Genomic DNA, 16,237 nt, shown 5'->3' with positions numbered 1-16,237 from the left:
GTGCCGCCAGGCACGGCCGGAGTCGAGGGGACGCGCGGGTGAGCTACGCGCTCACCGACAGCACCGCGTAGCCCTTGAAGCTCGGCAGCACGGTCGAGATCGAGTAGCCGGACGGGTTGAGCGGGATGCGCACGTCCGAGCCGTCGGAGGAGACGAAGCGGCCGCGGCGGACGCCGCCGGCCACGTGCTCGCCGAGGAACAGCGTCGCGCCCTGCGCGCGCTCCGCAGCGACGAGGTGCACGTCGAGCGCCTCGCCGGTCCGGCTCAGCACCACCAGCACCGGCGCGCGCCCGGCCACGCGCGCGGCGCGGCGGCCGCGCCCGAGGAGCGACGCGAGCGTCCGCTCCAGCACCGCCGGGTCGGGCGCGCCGCCCGGGCCCTTCTCCGGCGCGAGCGGCGGCAGCTCCACCAGCGTGCCGGAGCCGACGCGCACACCGCCCGGCTTGCCCGCGGGCAGGAACGCGCCGGTCTGCCGCCCGCCCTCGTCCACCGCGGCGGGCGCGCCGAACGCGAGCACGGTGCCGCCCGCCTCCAGCCGGCGGCGCGCCTGCGAGGCCTCGAGCGCGGAGAGCGCGCCGGCGTCGGCGAGCACCAGCACCGCGCCCGGCGGCGCGTCCTGGACCCGCATCACCACCGGCGCCTGCGCGTGCAGCGCCGCGAGCGCGTCGCCGGCCCGCTCCACCGAGCGCCGGTGCCGGCCGCCCGTCCACAGGTCGGCCTCCGGCGAGTAGAGCACCGCCAGCTCCGCCACCGGCGCCGCGAGCGACGGCGGCCGCCCGGCGCGCACCGCGAGCTGGCGCGCCAGCCGGCGGATCGCGGCCACCTCCTGGCCGGCCGCGCCGCCGGGCTCGAGGCCGGAGAGCTCCACGCCGCAGGCCGCGGCCACCGCGGCGAGCCGGACCAGCGCCGCCGGCGCGCCGTCGCCGGGCTGGGTGGCGATCGCCACCGGCCGGCGCCCCGCCGCGGCGCGGAGCAGCCGGACCAGGCCGGCGCCGCTCGCGGCCGGCGCCGGGAAGATGGTCGCGTCCACCAGGCGCGCCGCCGCGAGCTGGGCCGGGCCGAGCGCCTCGAACTGGGCCACCACCTCGAAGGCGCGCCCCGCCGCGCGAGCCGCGTCGCGCGCCGATCGGGCGTACCCGCGCAGCGCCAGCGCGAGCGCGCGGTTGCGCACCCTCCAGAAGTCTCGCCCGAAGGGGAGGTGGTCGAAGGTGACCGCGCCCGGCGCCTGGGCCACCGCCTCGCGCGCCAGGGCGAGGTAGTCCACCGGCTGGAAGTGGTCGCCGTACTCGCGCACCAGCTCGCGCCCGACCGCGCGCTGGCAGTCGACGCAGAAGCCCGCCCCGAGCAGCCCGAGCGCGAGCGGCGCGTCGGGCCGATCGAGGCACACGCCGGCGAAGCCCGCGTCGAGCGCGGCGCGGGCGGCCTCGGCCACGCGCGCCTGCTGGCGGTCCGAGGAGAGGCAGGCGCGGAGCGGCCCGGAGAGGCCGGCCGGGTTGCCGTCGGCGGCGCGGCAGGCCTCGCTCGCGGTGGCGGCGCGTCCGGCCGGGATGTCGGCGAGCGCGCGGTTCACGAGCGGCGCCGGGAGCGGCTCGGCGGGCGGGGCGAGCAGGGGCTCGGCGGAGAGCGCCTCCGCGGCGCGCGCGGCCTCCTCCGGGAGCGCGCCCGGCGCGAGGCGGTACGGAGCGAAGGCGTCGTCGAGCGGCATGAGGAGGTGCGTCCGGAGGCGTGAGGGTACGACGCGGCTCGCCGGCGGGCAATTGCCCCCGGGCGCGTGCGGTCGCACCATCGAGCGAGGCCGCGCGGTGATCGGCGGAATTGGTGCGCGATATCCGGCGGCGAGGGTACGCGTGGGGCGTACCCCGTCGCGTTGACGCCCTCGAAAAACGCGTGGTACGGAGACCACGTCCGGGCAAGCGCATGTTCGTGGGACGTCCGCGCGGCCCACCCTCGGAGGCAGAGAGACCGCAATGGGCGAAATGTTCGGAGCGCTCGCGAAGCACTATCACGAGGGCGGGTGGATGATGCACCCGATCCTCGCCTCGCTGATCGTGGTGGTGGGCCTCGTGGTGGACCGCGCGCTCGCGCTCTACTTCCAGGCCTCGGTGGACAAGGAGGGCTTCCTCCGCGGCCTGAAGGAGCACATCTACCGCGGCGACCTCGACCGGGCGATCAGCTTCTGCGCGTCGCAGAAGAAGACGCCGCTCGTCTCGGTGATCAAGGCCGGCCTCATCAACGTCCCGAAGGGCGAGGCCGACGTGCAGGCCGCCATGGACGAGGCGACGCTGCGCGAGTCGCCCAAGATCGAGAAGCGCACCGGCTACCTCGCCATGCTCGGCAACGTGGCCACGCTGCTCGGCCTGCTCGGCACCATCGTCGGCCTCATCGGCGCGTTCGGCGCGGTGGCCAACGCCAGCCCCGCCGACAAGGCCACCATCCTCGCGAACTCCATCTCCGAGGCCATGAACTGCACCGCGTTCGGCCTCCTCACCGCCATCCCGGCGCTGGTGGCCTACTCGGTGCTGCAGGGCAAGTCGCAGCAGATGCTCGACGACATCAACGAGACCTCGGTCTCGGTGCTGAACCTCATCGTCGCGAACCGCGACAAGATGAAGCTGCCGGCGACGGTCCCGTCGGAGGAGTAGCGCATGGGCGGCGGCGCGATCCCGGAGGCGGGCGGCGGCGGCAAGCGCAAGAAGAAGGCGCTCGACGCGGTCATCAACGTCGTCCCCGCCATCGACCTCCTCTCCTGCTGCATCACGTTCCTGCTCTACACCGCGGTGTGGACGCAGATCTCGCGCCTGCAGGTGCAGCAGTTCGGCGCGGGCGCCCCCGAGCCGCCCACCACCGAGCAGCAGAAGGCGCTCATGGTGACGCTGGCGGTGAGCGAGCGCGGCATGAACCTCACCACCTCGGCCGGCCTCAACGTGGAGATCCCCATGGACCGCGCCGGCGGCGCCGCGCGCCAGGACTACAAGGCGCTCGACGACCGGCTGAAGCAGCTTCGCAGCGAGCACCCCGACGCCGCGGCGGTGACCGTGTCGGCGGAGGACACCGTCAGCTACGGCGACCTCGTGCAGGTCATCGACACGTGCATGGGCCAGGGGCTCGTGTCCGTGTCGGTCACCGGGGTCTGAGAGCCAGGCGCGACCATGCCCATCGTCTCCCCCGGCAAGCGGCCCGCGAAGCGCTTCGAGAAGTCGAAGATCCTCGGCGGCAAGTTCGCGCGCGCGCACAAGGCGACCAACGCCGACCTGAACGTCGTGCCCATGGTCGACATGATGACGATGCTCGTCATCTTCCTCCTGCAGCAGTTCTCGTCCACGGGCGAGGTGCTGTACATGCAGAAGGACATCAAGCTGCCCGACGCGCGCCACGGGCAGATCATCGAGATCGCGCCGGTGGTGGCGATCAGCGCCGAGCAGGTGGTGGTGACCGGCGTGAAGGTGGCCGACGTCCGCGAGCTGGACAGCGAGGGCGGCTACCTCAACATCCCCGCGCTGGAGGAGCGCCTGCGCGACGAGAAGAAGCGCTGGGACTTCATCCACCAGAACGACCCCGAGAAGAAGTGGGAGGGGGCGGTCAACATCCAGGCGGACAAGGGCGTGCCGTTCCGGATCGTGAAGCGCGTCCTGTTCTCCTGCGGCGTGGCCGGCTACTTCAGCGTGAACTTCGCCGCCCTGGACGCCGGCACCGCCGTCGCGGCGACCGCGCCGGGCGGGCCGGGCGAGGGGTAGGCGCAGGCCGGGCGAGCGTGCGCCCCCCGCTGGCGGGGCGCCGCCCGGCCCCCCGGGCCCCGGCCCGGGGGAACGCGTACTTGCCAAGATCCGGGCCGGATCGGTAGTATCCGCGTCCCGTATTCCCGCCGGCCGCGCAACACCGCGCAACGAGCCGAGTTTTCACGGGTACTCCCAACGTCGGAGCCGTTCCCGCCATGAACCTTTCCAGCATCCTCACCTCCCTCTCGCTCGCAGCGAGCGGCCACGGCGAGGCGAACCTCAAGCTGCCGCTCCTGAACGGCTCCGAGCGCTTCCTCGGGATGTCCGGCCAGACGCTGCTGCTCGCCGGCATCGTGGTCTGCGTCCTCGGCCTGGCGTTCGGCCTGATGATCGCGGCGCAGCTGAAGGCGCTCCCGGTCCACAAGTCGATGCGCGAGATCTCCGAGCTCATCTACGAGACCGCGAAGACCTACCTGGTCACCCAGGGCAAGTTCATCGCGATCCTGTGGGCGTTCATCGCGGTGATCATCGTCGCCTACTTCGGCTTCCTCACCACCGGGCCGGACGGCGGCCGCGGGATGGGCGCCGCCCGGGTGGCGCTGATCCTGGCCATGAGCCTCATCGGCATCCTCGGCTCGGCGGGCGTGGCCTGGTTCGGCATCCGCGTGAACACCTACGCGAACAGCCGCTCCGCGTTCGCCGCGCTCGGCGGCAAGCCCTTCCCCACCTACGCCATCCCGCTCAAGGCGGGCATGTCGATCGGCACGATGCTCATCAGCGTCGAGCTGCTCATCATGCTGGCGATCCTGATCTTCATCCCCTCCGACCTGGCCGGCCCCTGCTTCATCGGCTTCGCCATCGGCGAGTCGCTGGGCGCCTCGGCGCTGCGCATCGCGGGCGGCATCTTCACCAAGATCGCCGACATCGGCTCCGACCTGATGAAGATCGTCTTCAAGATCAAGGAGGACGACGCCCGCAACCCCGGCGTGATCGCCGACTGCACCGGCGACAACGCGGGCGACTCGGTGGGCCCCTCGGCCGACGGCTTCGAGACCTACGGCGTCACCGGCGTCGCGCTCATCACCTTCATCCTCCTCGCGGTCGCCGATCCGAGCCACCAGGTCCAGCTGCTCATCTGGATCTTCGCGATGCGCATCATGATGATCGTCGCGTCGGTGGTCTCCTACTGGATCAACGAGGCCGTCGCGAAGGGCCGGTACGGCAACGCCGACCGCATGAACTTCGAGGCGCCGCTCACCTCGCTGGTGTGGCTGACCTCGGCCGTGTCGGTGGTGGCCACCTTCGTGGTCTCCCGGCTGCTCATCTCCGAGCTCGGCGACGGCACGCTCTGGTGGAAGCTCTCCGCCATCATCACCTGCGGCACGCTCGCCGGCGCGATCATCCCCGAGGTGATCAAGGTCTTCACCTCGACGAACAGCGGCCACGTGAAGGAGGTCGTGACGGCGTCGAAGGAGGGCGGCGCGTCGCTGAACGTGCTCTCCGGCCTCACCGCCGGCAACTTCTCCGCCTTCTGGATGGGCCTCGTCATCATCCTGCTGATGGGCGCGGGCTACTTCATCTCCACGCTGGGCGGCCTCGACATCGTCAACGGCGGCATCATGATGGCGCCGGCGGTGTTCGCGTTCGGCCTCATCGCCTTCGGCTTCCTGGGCATGGGCCCGGTCACCATCGCGGTGGACTCCTACGGCCCGGTGACCGACAACGCGCAGTCGGTCTACGAGCTCTCGCTCATCGAGAACGTGCCCAACGTGAAGGCCGAGGTGAAGCGTGACTTCGGCTTCGACCTCGACTTCGAGAAGGCCAAGGGCTACCTCGAGGAGAACGACGGCGCCGGCAACACCTTCAAGGCGACCGCGAAGCCGGTGCTCATCGGCACCGCGGTGGTGGGCGCCACCACCATGATCTTCTCGATCATCGTGGTGCTGACCCAGGGCCTGAAGCCCGAGCTCATCTCCAAGCTGTCGATCCTGAACCCGCTGTTCCTGCTCGGCCTCATCATGGGCGGCGCGGTCATCTACTGGTTCTCGGGCGCGTCCACCCAGGCCGTGTCCACCGGCGCCTACCGCGCGGTCGAGTTCATCAAGCAGAACATCCGGCTCGAGGGCGTGGAGAAGGCGAGCGTCGAGGACTCGAAGAAGGTCGTCGAGATCTGCACCCAGTACGCGCAGAAGGGCATGTTCAACATCTTCCTGGTGGTGTTCTTCGCCACCCTGTCCTTCGCCTTCGCCGACGAGTTCTTCTTCATCGGCTACCTGGTCTCGATCGCCATCTTCGGCCTGTTCCAGGCGATCTTCATGGCGAACGCCGGCGGCGCCTGGGACAACGCGAAGAAGGTGGTCGAGGTGGAGCTGAAGGCCAAGGGCACGCCGCTGCACGACGCGACCGTGGTCGGCGACACCGTCGGCGATCCGTTCAAGGACACCTCCTCGGTGGCCATGAACCCCATCATCAAGTTCACCACGCTGTTCGGCCTGCTGGCCGTCGAGCTCGCCATCCAGATGGACACCTCGGCGCGCGTGGGCCTGGCCGCGGCGTTCCTGGCGGTCGCGCTCGTGTTCGTGTGGCGCTCGTTCTACCGGATGCGCATCGAGAACGGCGTGAAGTCCACCGAGACGGCCGGCGCGGCCAGCCCGGCGCACTAGCATGTGCGCGGAGCGGATCGCTCCGCCGTCACCGAGGGCGGCGCTCGAGAAGGCGTGCGCCGCCCTCAAGGTGTTTCCCCTCCACGGCGTGGTCGTCCTCCCGGGGACGCCCACGCCGTTTCACATCTTCGAGCCGCGCTACCGCGCGCTCGTGGCGGACGCGCTGCGCGGGGACCGCATCCTGGCGGTCCCGGGGCTCACCACCATGGAGGCGGCGCAGCAGCTCCACCCGCCGCTGTTCCCGGTGGCGGGCGCCTGCGTCATCGAGCAGGAGGAGCGCTACGACGACGGGCGCTACGACCTGGTGGTGCGCGGCGTCGCCCGCGTGCGGCTGATCCAGGAGCTCGCGAACGAGAAGCCCTACCGCGAGTTCCGCGCCGAGATCCTCGACGACGTCTGGCCGGACGAGGGGCCCGAGGCGCTCGAGCCGGACGTCGCCTCGCTCCGGCAGCTCGTGCTCGAGCTGTCCACCCGGCTGCCGCCCGAGTCCGGCGCCCCGGCGCTGGCCGAGGCGGTGGCGCAGATGCGCGACGCCTCCGCCATCGCCGACCTGGTGGCCGCCGCGGCGGTGTCCGAGCCGCACGCCCGCCAGCGCGTGCTGGAGACGCTCGAGGTCGAGCGCCGCCTCGAGCTCGTGGTCGAGGAGGTCGCGGGGGTGGTGCTGCTGCTGTCGAAGGGGCAGCGCCCGGAGAACTAGCCGGGCGCCCCGGGCGCGCTACTCGGCCGCCCGCCCCACGCCGTAGTAGGTGAACCCGGCCGCCCGGACCTTGGCGGCGTCCCACACGTTCCGCCCGTCGAACAGCACCGGCTCCGCCATGAGCTGCTTCAGGCGCGCCAGGTCGGGCTGGCGGAACTCGTTCCACTCCGTCACGAGCAGGAGCGCGTCGGCCCCCTCGGCGGCGGCGTACGGCTCGTCCACCAGCGTCACGCCGCGGCCGCGGAAGATGCCGTCCGCCACCTGGGCGGCCACCGGGTCATGGGCGCGGACCCGGGCGCCGGCCGCGAGCAGGCCCTCGATCACGGTGATGGCCGGCGCCTCGCGCATGTCGTCGGTGCGCGGCTTGAACGCGAGCCCCCACACGCCGAAGGTGCGCCCGGCCAGCGTGCCGAAGTGCTTGTGCGCCTTCTCCACCAGCCAGCGCTTCTGCCGCTCGTTCACGCGCTCCACCGCGCGGAGCAGGTCGAAGTCGAGGCCCAGGTGGCGCGCCATGCTCATCACCGCGCGCACGTCCTTCGGGAAGCAGGAGCCGCCGAAGCCCACCCCGGGGAACAGGAACGGGTGGCCGATGCGCCGGTCGGAGCCGATGCCGCGGCGGACCTGGTCCACGTCCGCGCCCAGCTTCTCGCACAGCGTGGCGATCTCGTTCATGAACGAGATGCGCGTCGCCAGCATCGCGTTCGCCGCGTACTTCGTCAGCTCGGCCGAGCGCAGGTCCATGAACAGCACCGGCTGCTCGGCGCGGACGAACGGCGCGTACAGCTCGGCCATCACCGCGCGGGCGCGCTCGGAGGCGACGCCCACCACCACCCGGTCCGGCCGCATGAAGTCGTCGATGGCGGCCCCTTCCTTCAGGAACTCGGGGTTGGAGACCACGTCGAACGGCTGCGTGGTCACCTCGCGGAGCGCCTCGGCCACCTTGTCGGCGCTGCCCACCGGCACCGTGCTCTTGTCCACCACCACCGTGTAGCGGGTGAGGTGCCGGCCGATCTCGCGGGCGGCGGCGAGCACGTAGGACAGGTCGGCGTCGCCGTTCTCGCCGGGCGGGGTGCCCACCGCGATGAACGCCACGTCGGCGTCCTTCATGGCCTCCGGGTAGGAGGTGGTGAAGGAGAGGCGACGCTCCTTCACGTTGCGGCGCACCAGCTCCTCGAGGCCCGGCTCGTAGATGGGGATCCCGCCGCCGCGGAGCGTCTCGATCTTGGCGGCGTCGAGGTCGAGGCAGGTGACCCGGTGGCCCGACTCCGCGAAGCAGGTGCCGGTGACGAGGCCCACGTAGCCGGTGCCGACGACGGTGATGTTCATTGCGAGCGGTCCCTCACGGAAAGCAGAGGGGCGCAATCTAGCACGCCCCGCCCGGGCCGATCACGGCGCGACCACGAGGCGCGCCGCCGCGTCCTCCCCGCGGAGCTGCCGCAGCCGGGCGGGGTCGCTGGCGGCCTCCACCACCCGCTCCACCGCGAGCCGCTCGGCGGCCCCCAGCTCCGGGCGCACCGCCGCGGCCGCGTCGGCCACGTCCGGGAAGAACAGCGCCGCGAGCCGGCTCACGCCGTGGAGCGCGCGCGCGAGCCCGAGCGCGCGCGCCCGGGCGAGCACGTACTCGCGGTCGAGGCCGAGGCGGAGCAGCTCGCGCACGTCCACGTACGTGATGAGCGGGGCGCGCAGGCCGAGGAGCGCCTGCTCGCCCACCGTGCCGAGGAGCGCGTCCTCGGCGGACGGGCGGGCGGCCGACGCGCCGAACGCCAGGTACGGCCTGCTGCGCTGGAACAGCAGCGGATCGGCCGCCGCGCCGGAGAACAGCCCCTCCTGCGCGGCGACGGTGAGCCGCCCGTCCCCGAAGATCGCGGTGCGGCCGCCGTGCTCGGTGCGCTCGAGCTGCATGCCGCCGCGGATCGCGTCGGCGAAGCGCTGCGCGTCCCCGGCGGCGAGCGCGACGCGCAGGTCGCCCACGGGCCGGAACGCGAGGTGCGGGTAGAGCCAGTCGATGTAGGCGGCGGCGTCGAGCAGCACCACCGGCACGCCCTCGGCCGGCCGGAGCAGCCCGCGCAGCGTCACCATCTTCAGCACGTTGTCGTTCGCCACGCCCTGGTACTGGGCGAGCAGGCGCTCGCGGAGCCCCTCCGGCGCCGAGGCGCCGAGCCGGGTGTGCTCGAGCTGGAAGGAGGCGAGCGGCGCGAGCCCGTGGGCCACGAGCACGTCGCCGAGCAGGCCGGGCTCGCAGTCGGGCAGGACCGCCGGCGGGGAGAAGGAGGTGAGCGCGCGCAGGGCGTCGAGGAGGGCCACGGCGCCGCCCGATGTAACCCGGCGGGCGCCCGGCGGCAATCCGCCCGGCGCGCCGGGGGCGGCCTGGGTGCGCAGGTTCACCGCACGGAGGACCCGACATGACCGAGCTCGACGGGACGCTCACCGATCTCGCCCGGATGCGCAGCGTGGGCGAGCCCATCGTCAGCCTGTACCTGAACGTCCACTGGGCCGACGAGCAGCAGCGCGAGCGGGTGCGCCTGTTCGTCCAGGAGCGCGTGCGGCAGACGCTGGCGCACTATCCCCCCGGCACGCCGGACCGGCCCGCGCTCGACCGGACCCTGCACCGCGTGCTGGACCACGTCGCGCGCCTCACCTCGCAGGAGGAGGCGCCGGAGAAGCACGGCCTGGCGCTGTTCGCGTGCGAGGCGCTCGCGCTCTGGCGGCCCATGTCCTTCCGGCGCACCTTCACGCCCGAGCTGTGCACCGACGGCATCCCGCACCTCACCCAGCTCGCCCGCCTCGCCGACGACTTCGAGCCCGCCGTGGTGGTGGTGCCGAACCAGGCCGGCGCCGACGTGTACGAGGTGCGCCTCGGCGACCTGGCGGTGGAGTCGAGCCTGCGCGGCTTCGTGCCCCGGCGCGAGAAGGACACGTTCGACCCCGGCGCGGCGCGGCCCGGGCAGCACTTCGAGCGGCAGGAGAAGGACGCGCGGCACCAGGACACGTTCATCCGGAAGAACCGGCGGGCCGCCGCCGAGGAGGTGCAGGCGCTGCTCGCGCGGACGCCGGGCGCGCACCTCGTGCTGGTGGGCACCGCCGGGAACGTGGCCGCGTTCGAGCGCGCGCTGCCGGAGCGGCTCCGCGCGCGGGTGATCGCGCGCCTGCCGCGCCCGCGCGAGTGGGAGTCCGCCGACGGGGCCCGGCGCGACGGCGTGGTGGCCGGGGCGGCCGAGGCGGTGGCCGAGCACGAGCGCGAGGCCGAGCGGCGCGTGATCGAGGCGCTGGTGGGGGAGGCGCTGCGCGGGGGGCTGGGCGTGGTGGGGCCGGAGGACGTGGTCCAGGCGGTGAACGAGGGCCGGGTGCACCGGTTGGTGCTGGAGGAGGACTTCCAGCGCGCCGGCTGGCAGTGCGACCGCTGCACCGCGCTCGGGGCGTCGCACGGCGCGGACCTGTGCCCGTACTGCGGCGGCGACCTGCACACCGTGCAGCAGCTCGGCGAGGCGCTGGTGGCGCGGGCGCTGGCGGGCGGCGGCGAGGTCGAGGTGGTGGCGCACGCGAACCGGCTGCACGGCTACCGCGGGGTGGGCGCGTTCCTCCGCCAGACCGCCGCCACCGGCCTGCGCGGCGCGAGCCCGCCCTGGCCGACCGCGCCGGGCGCGAACCAGCCCTGATTTCTCGACTCCGGCCGCGGCCGGCGGCCCGGCCGGAGTCGAGGCGCGAGCTACGCCTTCCACTCCCGGTACATGTCCGCGGCGGTGGACACGAGGTCGGCGTGGCGGAGCGTCCAGCCCACCTCGCCGGCGCGGGCGGTCACCACCTGCTGGTCCATGGCGAGCGCGTCCGCCATCGGCCCCATGGCCTTGCGCGCCTCGGCGAGCGGGAGCTCGCGCACGGCGCCCTTCCCGGCGGCGCGGCTGTACGCGGCCGCCGCCTCGGCGACCGGCGTCGGCCGGCCGTCCACCCCGTGGAACACGCCCTGCGCGCGCCGCTCGACCACGAGCCGGTACAGCTCCGCCAGGTCCTCCACGTGAACGAACGACCAGCGCTGCGTGCCGGGGGCGACGCAGGTGGCCGCGCCGTCGCGCGTGGCCTGGTCGAACCACGGGGTGATGAGCCCGCGCCGGCCGCCGTAGACCATGCCCGGCCGGATCACCGCCGCGGCGATGCGATCTCCGGCCGCGCCCAGCACGCGCTGCTCGTGCGCCGGCCGCCAGGCCGTGGCCGCCGCCGGGTGATCGGTCGAGGCGCGCTCGTCGGCGATGCCGCCGGTGTCGCCCAGCACCCAGACGCCGGACGTGTACACGATCGAGAACGGCCGGCCCGCCGCGCGGGCCGCGGTGATCATCGCCTCGACCGCCTCGGCGTCGGCCGGCGGTCCCAGGCCGTAGTCCACCGCGGCGTGCACCACCGCGTCCTGCGCCGCGAGCTCGCGGGCGAGCGCCCCCAGGTGGCCCAGTCCGCCCCGGGCCGGGGTGGCCCCGCGCCGCCGCAGCTCCGCGTCCTTCTCCTCCGACCTCGAGAGGCCGGTGACCTGATGCCCGCCGCGCGTGAGCGCGGACACGATGGCGCTGCCGATGTACCCGGTCGCGCCGGTGACGAAGATCTTCATGGTGTCTCCTCCGGGCGGGAGGACTAACGGGCGCGCCGGCCTCGCGCCAACCCGCGGCGGGTGGCGGGGGGCGCGGTCCCCGTCCACGAAACGCTTGGCCCCCGGGCGCCGGGCGCGAGAAGATGCCCGCGTGAACGGCCCCCCCCAGAGGATCCTGGTCGTCTTCGGGACCCGCCCCGAGGCCATCAAGCTCGCGCCGGTGATCGAGGCGCTCCGCGCCCGGCCCGGCGCCGAGGTGCGCGTCTGCCTCACCGGCCAGCACCGCGAGATGGTGGACGCCGTGCTGTCCTTCTTCGGCGTGCGGGTGGACGAGGACCTCGCCATCATGCAGCCCGGCCAGACGCTGAACGGCATCGCCTCGCGCGCGCTCGCCGGCGTGGACCAGGTGCTGGAGGCGTTCGCGCCCGACTGGACGGTGGTGCAGGGCGACACCACCACCGCCTTCGCCGCGGCGCTCGCCGCGTTCCACCGCCGCGTCAAGGTGGCGCACGTCGAGGCCGGCCTCCGCAGCCACGACCGCTTCAAGCCTTACCCGGAGGAGGTGAACCGCGTCATGACCGCCGCGGTCACCGACCTGCACTTCTGCCCCACCGCGCAGGCCCGCGACAACCTCGTCGCCGAGGGGCACGCGCCGGGCTCGATCCGGGTGGTCGGCAACACGGTGGTGGACGCGCTGCACCTCGCGGTGGCGAAGCTGGACGACCCGGCGGTCGCGCAGGAGGTCGCGCGCGGCTTCGAGTGGCTCGACCCGGAGAAGCCGCTCGTGCTCGTCACCGGCCACCGCCGCGAGAGCTTCGGCGCGCCGTTCCGCGACCTGTGCGTCGCCATCCGCGAGCTGGCGGAGCGGAACCCGGTGCAGGTGGTCTACCCGGTGCACCTCAACCCGAACGTGCGCGAGCCGGTGTTCGAGCTGCTGGGCGGCGCGCCCGGCGTGCGCCTCGTCGATCCGGTCGCGTATCCGACGCTGGTGTGGCTGGCGCGGCGGAGCCGCTTCATCCTCACCGACTCCGGCGGCATCCAGGAGGAGGCCGCCGCGCTGGGCCGGCCGGTGCTGGTGATGCGCGAGGTGACCGAGCGGCGCGAGAGCATCGAGGCGGGCGTGTCGCGCCTCGTCGGCACCGACCGCGCGACCATCCTGGAGTGGTCGGAGCGGCTGCTGAAGGACGAGGGCACCTACCGGGCCATGGCGCGCAAGGTGGACGTGTACGGCGACGGGCGCTCCAGCCAGCGCATCGCCGACGCGCTCGTCGGGCCGATCACGGCGTGACGCGCCGCCGGGCGCGGCGGCGGCGGTTCCGCGCCTCCTTCGCGTACAGCGCCCAGCCGAGCGGCCCGAGCCGGTTGCGCAGGCGCCGGCCCTCGTCCAGCGCGCCGAGCTCGATGAGCCGCGAGGCGAGCTTGGCGGGCACGCGGGCGCGGCCGAACGGCATCCGCGCGGCGTACCGCTCGTAGAAGTGCGCCAGCACCGACGCGTAGCCCAGCTCGACGTCGGGGCGCCAGGTGAGGTTTCCGCCGTGCGCCGAGAAGCACACGAGCGGTTCCGCCAGGTGGCCGAGGCGCGGGTACTCGAGCGCGGCCTGGAGGTAGACGGCCTGGTCCGGCCCGGCGCCGTGGCGCAGGTACCCGTCCGGGAGCGCCAGCGACAGCCACCGCGCCAGGTCCGCGCGCCGCGCCACCGCGCAGCACGGCGACCGCGGCACCTGCCGGCCCCGGGCGTCGTAGGCGATCTCCAGGTAGTCCGCCGATGACCGGACGGCCGGCCCCCCGAGCGCGTACATCACGCGCGCCGGCCCCACCGCTTCCGGCGCGTCGGGCGCGGGGGCGAGGCGCACGGCGGAGTACACGATCCCGACGCCCGGGTCGGCGTCGAGCAGCGCCACCGCCCGCTCCAGGAACGCCGGCTCGTACCAGTCGTCCGAGAACAGGAGCGCCGCGTACTGCGTGGCGCCCGCGAGCTCGGCGCAGCGGCGCCAGTTGCGGACCGGTCCGAGGTTCTCGGCGTTGCGGTGGGCGCGGATGCGCGCGTCCTCGGCGGCACGGCGCTCGGCGAGCGCGAACGTCCCGTCGGGGCTGGCGTTGTCCACCACCACGCACTCCCACGACGTGAGCGTCTGCGCGCGCACCGAGTCGAGCGCCGTCGCGAGGAAGCGCTCGGAGCGGAAGCAGGGGACGAGGACGGAGACCTTGGGATCGGGCACGACAGACTCGGCGGGGGATGGGAGGCGGCGTAGAATAGCACCCGCATGCCCCCCAGCCTCTCCGTCGTCACCATCTGCCTGAACGATCGCGCCGGGCTCGAGGCCACCCTCGACAGCGTGCTCGGCCAGACCTACCGCGACCTCGAGCTGGTGGTGGTGGATGGGGGCTCGACGGACGGCAGCGTGGACGCGATTCGTGCCCGGGAACTCCGCATCGCGCGCTGGGTGTCCGAGCCCGACGGCGGCATCTACGAGGGCCAGGGCAAGGGCGCATCGCTTGCCGAGGGCGAGTGGCTGCTGTTCCTCAACGCCGGCGACCGGCTCGGCGCTCCGGACGCGCTGGAGCGGCTCATGACGCCGCGCCCGGTCGAGGACGTCGTCTACGGCGACGTCTGGGTGGAGCGCGGCGGCCGCCTGCGCCCGTGGCGGGCGCCGGATCACCCGAGCGTCCTGCACCTCATGCGGAGCATGCTTCCGCACCAGGCGACCGCGTTCCGCCGCGCGCTGTTCCACCGGCTCGGCGGCTACGACCTCTCCTACCGCATCGCCGCCGATTACGACTTGTTGCTCCGGGCCCTGGTCGAGGCGCGCGCCACCACCCGGCACGTTCCCCACCTCGTCGCCATCCACAACGCGGAGGGCGTGTCGAACGACCCCGCTCGCATCTCGCGGCAGCGGGCCGAGCGGGAACGCATCCAGGAGCAGGTGCTGCCGGCGGCGGTGCGCGAGGACTGGCGCGTCTACGAGGCGCTCGAGTCGCGCCTGCCAGGCCGGTGGGTGAAGGCGTGGTTCCGGCCTGTGGCGCGGCCGCTTCGCCGGCTCAGCCGCGCCGTGCGCCGCATGCCGGACACCGGCGGCACGCACCGCCCGGACGCCGGGAAGGCGTCGCGGAAGGGCTGAGCCGGTGCGCGCCTCCCCCATCCCCAACCTCGAACGGCGGGCCGCGTGCGCGTCGCGCTGACCGGCGCCACCGGCTTCCTCGGCCGAGCGGTCGCGGCCGCGCTCCTCGCCCGCGGGCCACGAGGTGCGGGCGCTCGTCGGGCCCGCGGACCCGCGCCCATGAGCCCCGGCTCCGCCGAGCTGCGCGCGCCCGCCGCCGATCCGGGCACGGCGGCCTGGACCACCGGCCTCGCCGAGGCGTTCCCGTCCCTGCGCGGCCTGCGCATCGCCATCGTGGACTACCTGCTCGTCGATCCGGCGAGCGGGAAGATCAACACCGGCGGGACCGAGACCTACGCGCTCACGCTCACCGAGGTGGCGCGGGCGCTGGGCGGCGACGTGCTCCACCTGCAGCGCAGCCGCGTGCCGCTTGCGCCGCGCGAGGTACGCCCCGGCCTGTCGCTGCGCACCTGGCGCCGCCCGCGCGAGCTCCCGGCGCTGCTGCGGGCCGCCCGGGAGGAGGCGGCGGGCCGGCCGGTGGTGACGATCCTGTTCATCGAGGACTTCGTCCCCGGCCCCGAGGACCAGCCCAGCGTCTTCCTCCACCACGGGATCGTCCACGACGGCGCGTTCGAGCGCCACCCGCTCCGCTGGCCCATGACCTGGGTCCGGGACGCGCGGAAGCTGTGGGTCTGGCACCGGCGGCGCCGGCAGCACTACCGCCTGGTGACGCGGACCACCCGCACCGTCTCGGTGGACACGAACGTTGCGAACGTCACGCGCTACATGTTCCCGCAGCTCGACTGGGCGGGCCGGATCACCTACGTGCCGAACTTCGGGACGCTGCTCCCGCGCGCCGAGGTGATCGAGAAGTGGCGCCATGGCCGCCCGGTCACCGTCCTGTTCGCGCGCCGCTTCGTGATGAAGCGCGGCACGTTCCTGTGGGCGGACGCGCTCGCCGACCTCGCCCCGCGCTTCCCGCAGGTCGAGTTCCGCTGCGTCGGCCGCGGCCCCGGGGAGCCGTGGCTCCGCGCGCTCGCCGGGCGCTACCCGAACGTCGCGGTGCTGGAGCGGCCGCACGCCGAGATGGTCGAGGAGCACCGCCGCGCGCACCTCGCGGTCGTGCCGAGCGAGTGGTCCGAGGGGACGAGCCTCTCCGCCATCGAGGCGATGTGCGCGGGCGCCGCGGTCGTCTCGACCGACGTGGGCGGCCTCGGCAACCTCGTGGTCCCCGGCGCGACCGGCGTCATCGCGCCGGCGACCCCGGGGGCGTTCCGCGACGCGGTGGCCCGCCTGCTGGAGCGTCCGGCCGAGGCGCGCCGGCTCGGGCTCGCCGGCTACCGCGTGGCGGCGGCGTCGTTCTCGATGCCGGTGTGGTCCGAGCGGATGTGCCGGGTGATGGCCGAGGTGGTCGCCGATCCCGCGCCGCGGCCGCCCCCTCGCCGCGTGGCGCCCGCGCCCGGCGTCCTCTGATCGCCGGAGTGACTCGC

Annotated in this window: 14 protein-coding genes; 9 read left to right on the top strand and 5 right to left on the bottom strand. The window is 74.0% G+C overall.

Features of this window, described 5'->3' with window-relative positions; translation table 11 throughout:
- Positions 1-43: 43 nt before the first annotated feature.
- Complete coding sequence (locus ANAEK_RS22310) at positions 44-1,705, bottom strand: hypothetical protein (protein ID WP_012528396.1); 1,662 nt, start codon at positions 1,703-1,705, stop codon at positions 44-46.
- A 262-nt stretch (positions 1,706-1,967) separates the two neighbouring features.
- Between ANAEK_RS22310 and ANAEK_RS22305 the strand changes: the two genes are divergently transcribed.
- The 5 genes from ANAEK_RS22305 to ANAEK_RS22285 all read left to right on the top strand — a co-directional run bounded on the left by ANAEK_RS22305 (position 1,968) and on the right by ANAEK_RS22285 (position 7,076).
- The gene (locus ANAEK_RS22305; protein WP_011423355.1) at positions 1,968-2,642 is read left to right on the top strand and encodes a MotA/TolQ/ExbB proton channel family protein; all 675 of its coding nucleotides are present in this window, start codon (positions 1,968-1,970) and stop codon (positions 2,640-2,642) included.
- Between the two features lie 3 nt (positions 2,643-2,645).
- Complete coding sequence (locus ANAEK_RS22300) at positions 2,646-3,134, top strand: biopolymer transporter ExbD (RefSeq protein WP_012528395.1); 489 nt, start codon at positions 2,646-2,648, stop codon at positions 3,132-3,134.
- A 15-nt stretch (positions 3,135-3,149) separates the two neighbouring features.
- Positions 3,150-3,734, top strand: a complete 585-nt coding sequence (locus ANAEK_RS22295; protein ID WP_012528394.1) for a biopolymer transporter ExbD — start codon at positions 3,150-3,152, stop codon at positions 3,732-3,734.
- A 197-nt stretch (positions 3,735-3,931) separates the two neighbouring features.
- Positions 3,932-6,379, top strand: a complete 2,448-nt coding sequence (locus tag ANAEK_RS22290) for a sodium-translocating pyrophosphatase (RefSeq protein WP_012528393.1) — start codon at positions 3,932-3,934, stop codon at positions 6,377-6,379.
- Position 6,380: 1 nt separating this feature from the next.
- Positions 6,381-7,076 carry an LON peptidase substrate-binding domain-containing protein gene (locus ANAEK_RS22285; RefSeq protein ID WP_012528392.1) on the top strand — a complete coding sequence of 232 codons (696 nt, stop codon included), beginning with the start codon at positions 6,381-6,383 and terminating at the stop codon, positions 7,074-7,076.
- An 18-nt stretch (positions 7,077-7,094) separates the two neighbouring features.
- On the opposite strand, the gene ANAEK_RS22280 is transcribed toward ANAEK_RS22285, so the two are convergent.
- Positions 7,095-8,402, bottom strand: coding sequence for a UDP-glucose/GDP-mannose dehydrogenase family protein (locus ANAEK_RS22280; protein WP_012528391.1), 1,308 nt, complete (start codon positions 8,400-8,402; stop codon positions 7,095-7,097).
- Positions 8,403-8,462: 60 nt separating this feature from the next.
- Complete coding sequence (locus tag ANAEK_RS22275; RefSeq protein ID WP_232288320.1) at positions 8,463-9,380, bottom strand: nucleotidyltransferase family protein; 918 nt, start codon at positions 9,378-9,380, stop codon at positions 8,463-8,465.
- 98 nt (positions 9,381-9,478) lie between these two features.
- On the opposite strand from ANAEK_RS22275, the gene ANAEK_RS22270 reads away from it, so the two are divergent.
- Positions 9,479-10,732: a hypothetical protein gene (locus ANAEK_RS22270; RefSeq protein WP_012528389.1), complete on the top strand. Its 1,254-nt coding sequence runs from the start codon at positions 9,479-9,481 to the stop codon at positions 10,730-10,732.
- A gap of 50 nt (positions 10,733-10,782) precedes the next feature.
- Here ANAEK_RS22270 and ANAEK_RS22265 read toward each other — a convergent pair whose 3' ends face one another.
- Complete coding sequence (locus tag ANAEK_RS22265; RefSeq protein ID WP_012528388.1) at positions 10,783-11,670, bottom strand: NAD-dependent epimerase/dehydratase family protein; 888 nt, start codon at positions 11,668-11,670, stop codon at positions 10,783-10,785.
- A gap of 130 nt (positions 11,671-11,800) precedes the next feature.
- Here ANAEK_RS22265 and wecB point away from each other — a divergent pair, with 130 nt between their 5' ends.
- Positions 11,801-12,937, top strand: coding sequence for a non-hydrolyzing UDP-N-acetylglucosamine 2-epimerase (wecB, locus tag ANAEK_RS22260; RefSeq protein WP_012528387.1), 1,137 nt, complete (start codon positions 11,801-11,803; stop codon positions 12,935-12,937).
- Here the strand turns inward: wecB and ANAEK_RS22255 are convergent.
- Complete coding sequence (locus ANAEK_RS22255) at positions 12,927-13,868, bottom strand: glycosyltransferase family A protein (RefSeq protein WP_012528386.1); 942 nt, start codon at positions 13,866-13,868, stop codon at positions 12,927-12,929. The two genes, wecB and ANAEK_RS22255, sit on opposite strands and share 11 nt — an antisense overlap.
- Positions 13,869-13,913: 45 nt before the next feature.
- Between ANAEK_RS22255 and ANAEK_RS22250 the strand changes: the two genes are divergently transcribed.
- Positions 13,914-14,768: a glycosyltransferase family 2 protein gene (locus ANAEK_RS22250; protein ID WP_012528385.1), complete on the top strand. Its 855-nt coding sequence runs from the start codon at positions 13,914-13,916 to the stop codon at positions 14,766-14,768.
- Positions 14,769-14,927: 159 nt separating this feature from the next.
- Positions 14,928-16,220, top strand: coding sequence for a glycosyltransferase family 4 protein (locus ANAEK_RS22245; protein ID WP_012528384.1), 1,293 nt, complete (start codon positions 14,928-14,930; stop codon positions 16,218-16,220).
- The last annotated feature ends 17 nt before the right edge of the window (positions 16,221-16,237 follow it).

It is taken from the genome of Anaeromyxobacter sp. K (assembly GCF_000020805.1).
GTDB lineage: Bacteria > Myxococcota > Myxococcia > Myxococcales > Anaeromyxobacteraceae > Anaeromyxobacter > Anaeromyxobacter dehalogenans.
Note: the sequence above shows the minus strand (reverse complement) of the source record. Positions and strands in the feature narration are given on the sequence as shown.

Excerpts from the sequence above, each read along its gene's own strand:
- ANAEK_RS22280 (WP_012528391.1), bottom strand. The coding sequence starts at position 8,402 with ATGAACATCACCGTCGTCGGCACCGGCTACGTGGGCCTCGTCACCGGC.
- ANAEK_RS22300 (WP_012528395.1), top strand. The coding sequence starts at position 2,646 with ATGGGCGGCGGCGCGATCCCGGAGGCGGGCGGCGGCGGCAAGCGCAAG.
- ANAEK_RS22290 (WP_012528393.1), top strand. The coding sequence starts at position 3,932 with ATGAACCTTTCCAGCATCCTCACCTCCCTCTCGCTCGCAGCGAGCGGC.
- ANAEK_RS22285 (WP_012528392.1), top strand. The coding sequence starts at position 6,381 with ATGTGCGCGGAGCGGATCGCTCCGCCGTCACCGAGGGCGGCGCTCGAG.
- ANAEK_RS22310 (WP_012528396.1), bottom strand. The coding sequence starts at position 1,705 with ATGCCGCTCGACGACGCCTTCGCTCCGTACCGCCTCGCGCCGGGCGCG.
- ANAEK_RS22305 (WP_011423355.1), top strand. The coding sequence starts at position 1,968 with ATGGGCGAAATGTTCGGAGCGCTCGCGAAGCACTATCACGAGGGCGGG.
- ANAEK_RS22270 (WP_012528389.1), top strand. The coding sequence starts at position 9,479 with ATGACCGAGCTCGACGGGACGCTCACCGATCTCGCCCGGATGCGCAGC.
- ANAEK_RS22250 (WP_012528385.1), top strand. The coding sequence starts at position 13,914 with ATGCCCCCCAGCCTCTCCGTCGTCACCATCTGCCTGAACGATCGCGCC.
- ANAEK_RS22245 (WP_012528384.1), top strand. The coding sequence starts at position 14,928 with ATGAGCCCCGGCTCCGCCGAGCTGCGCGCGCCCGCCGCCGATCCGGGC.
- ANAEK_RS22295 (WP_012528394.1), top strand. The coding sequence starts at position 3,150 with ATGCCCATCGTCTCCCCCGGCAAGCGGCCCGCGAAGCGCTTCGAGAAG.
- ANAEK_RS22265 (WP_012528388.1), bottom strand. The coding sequence starts at position 11,670 with ATGAAGATCTTCGTCACCGGCGCGACCGGGTACATCGGCAGCGCCATC.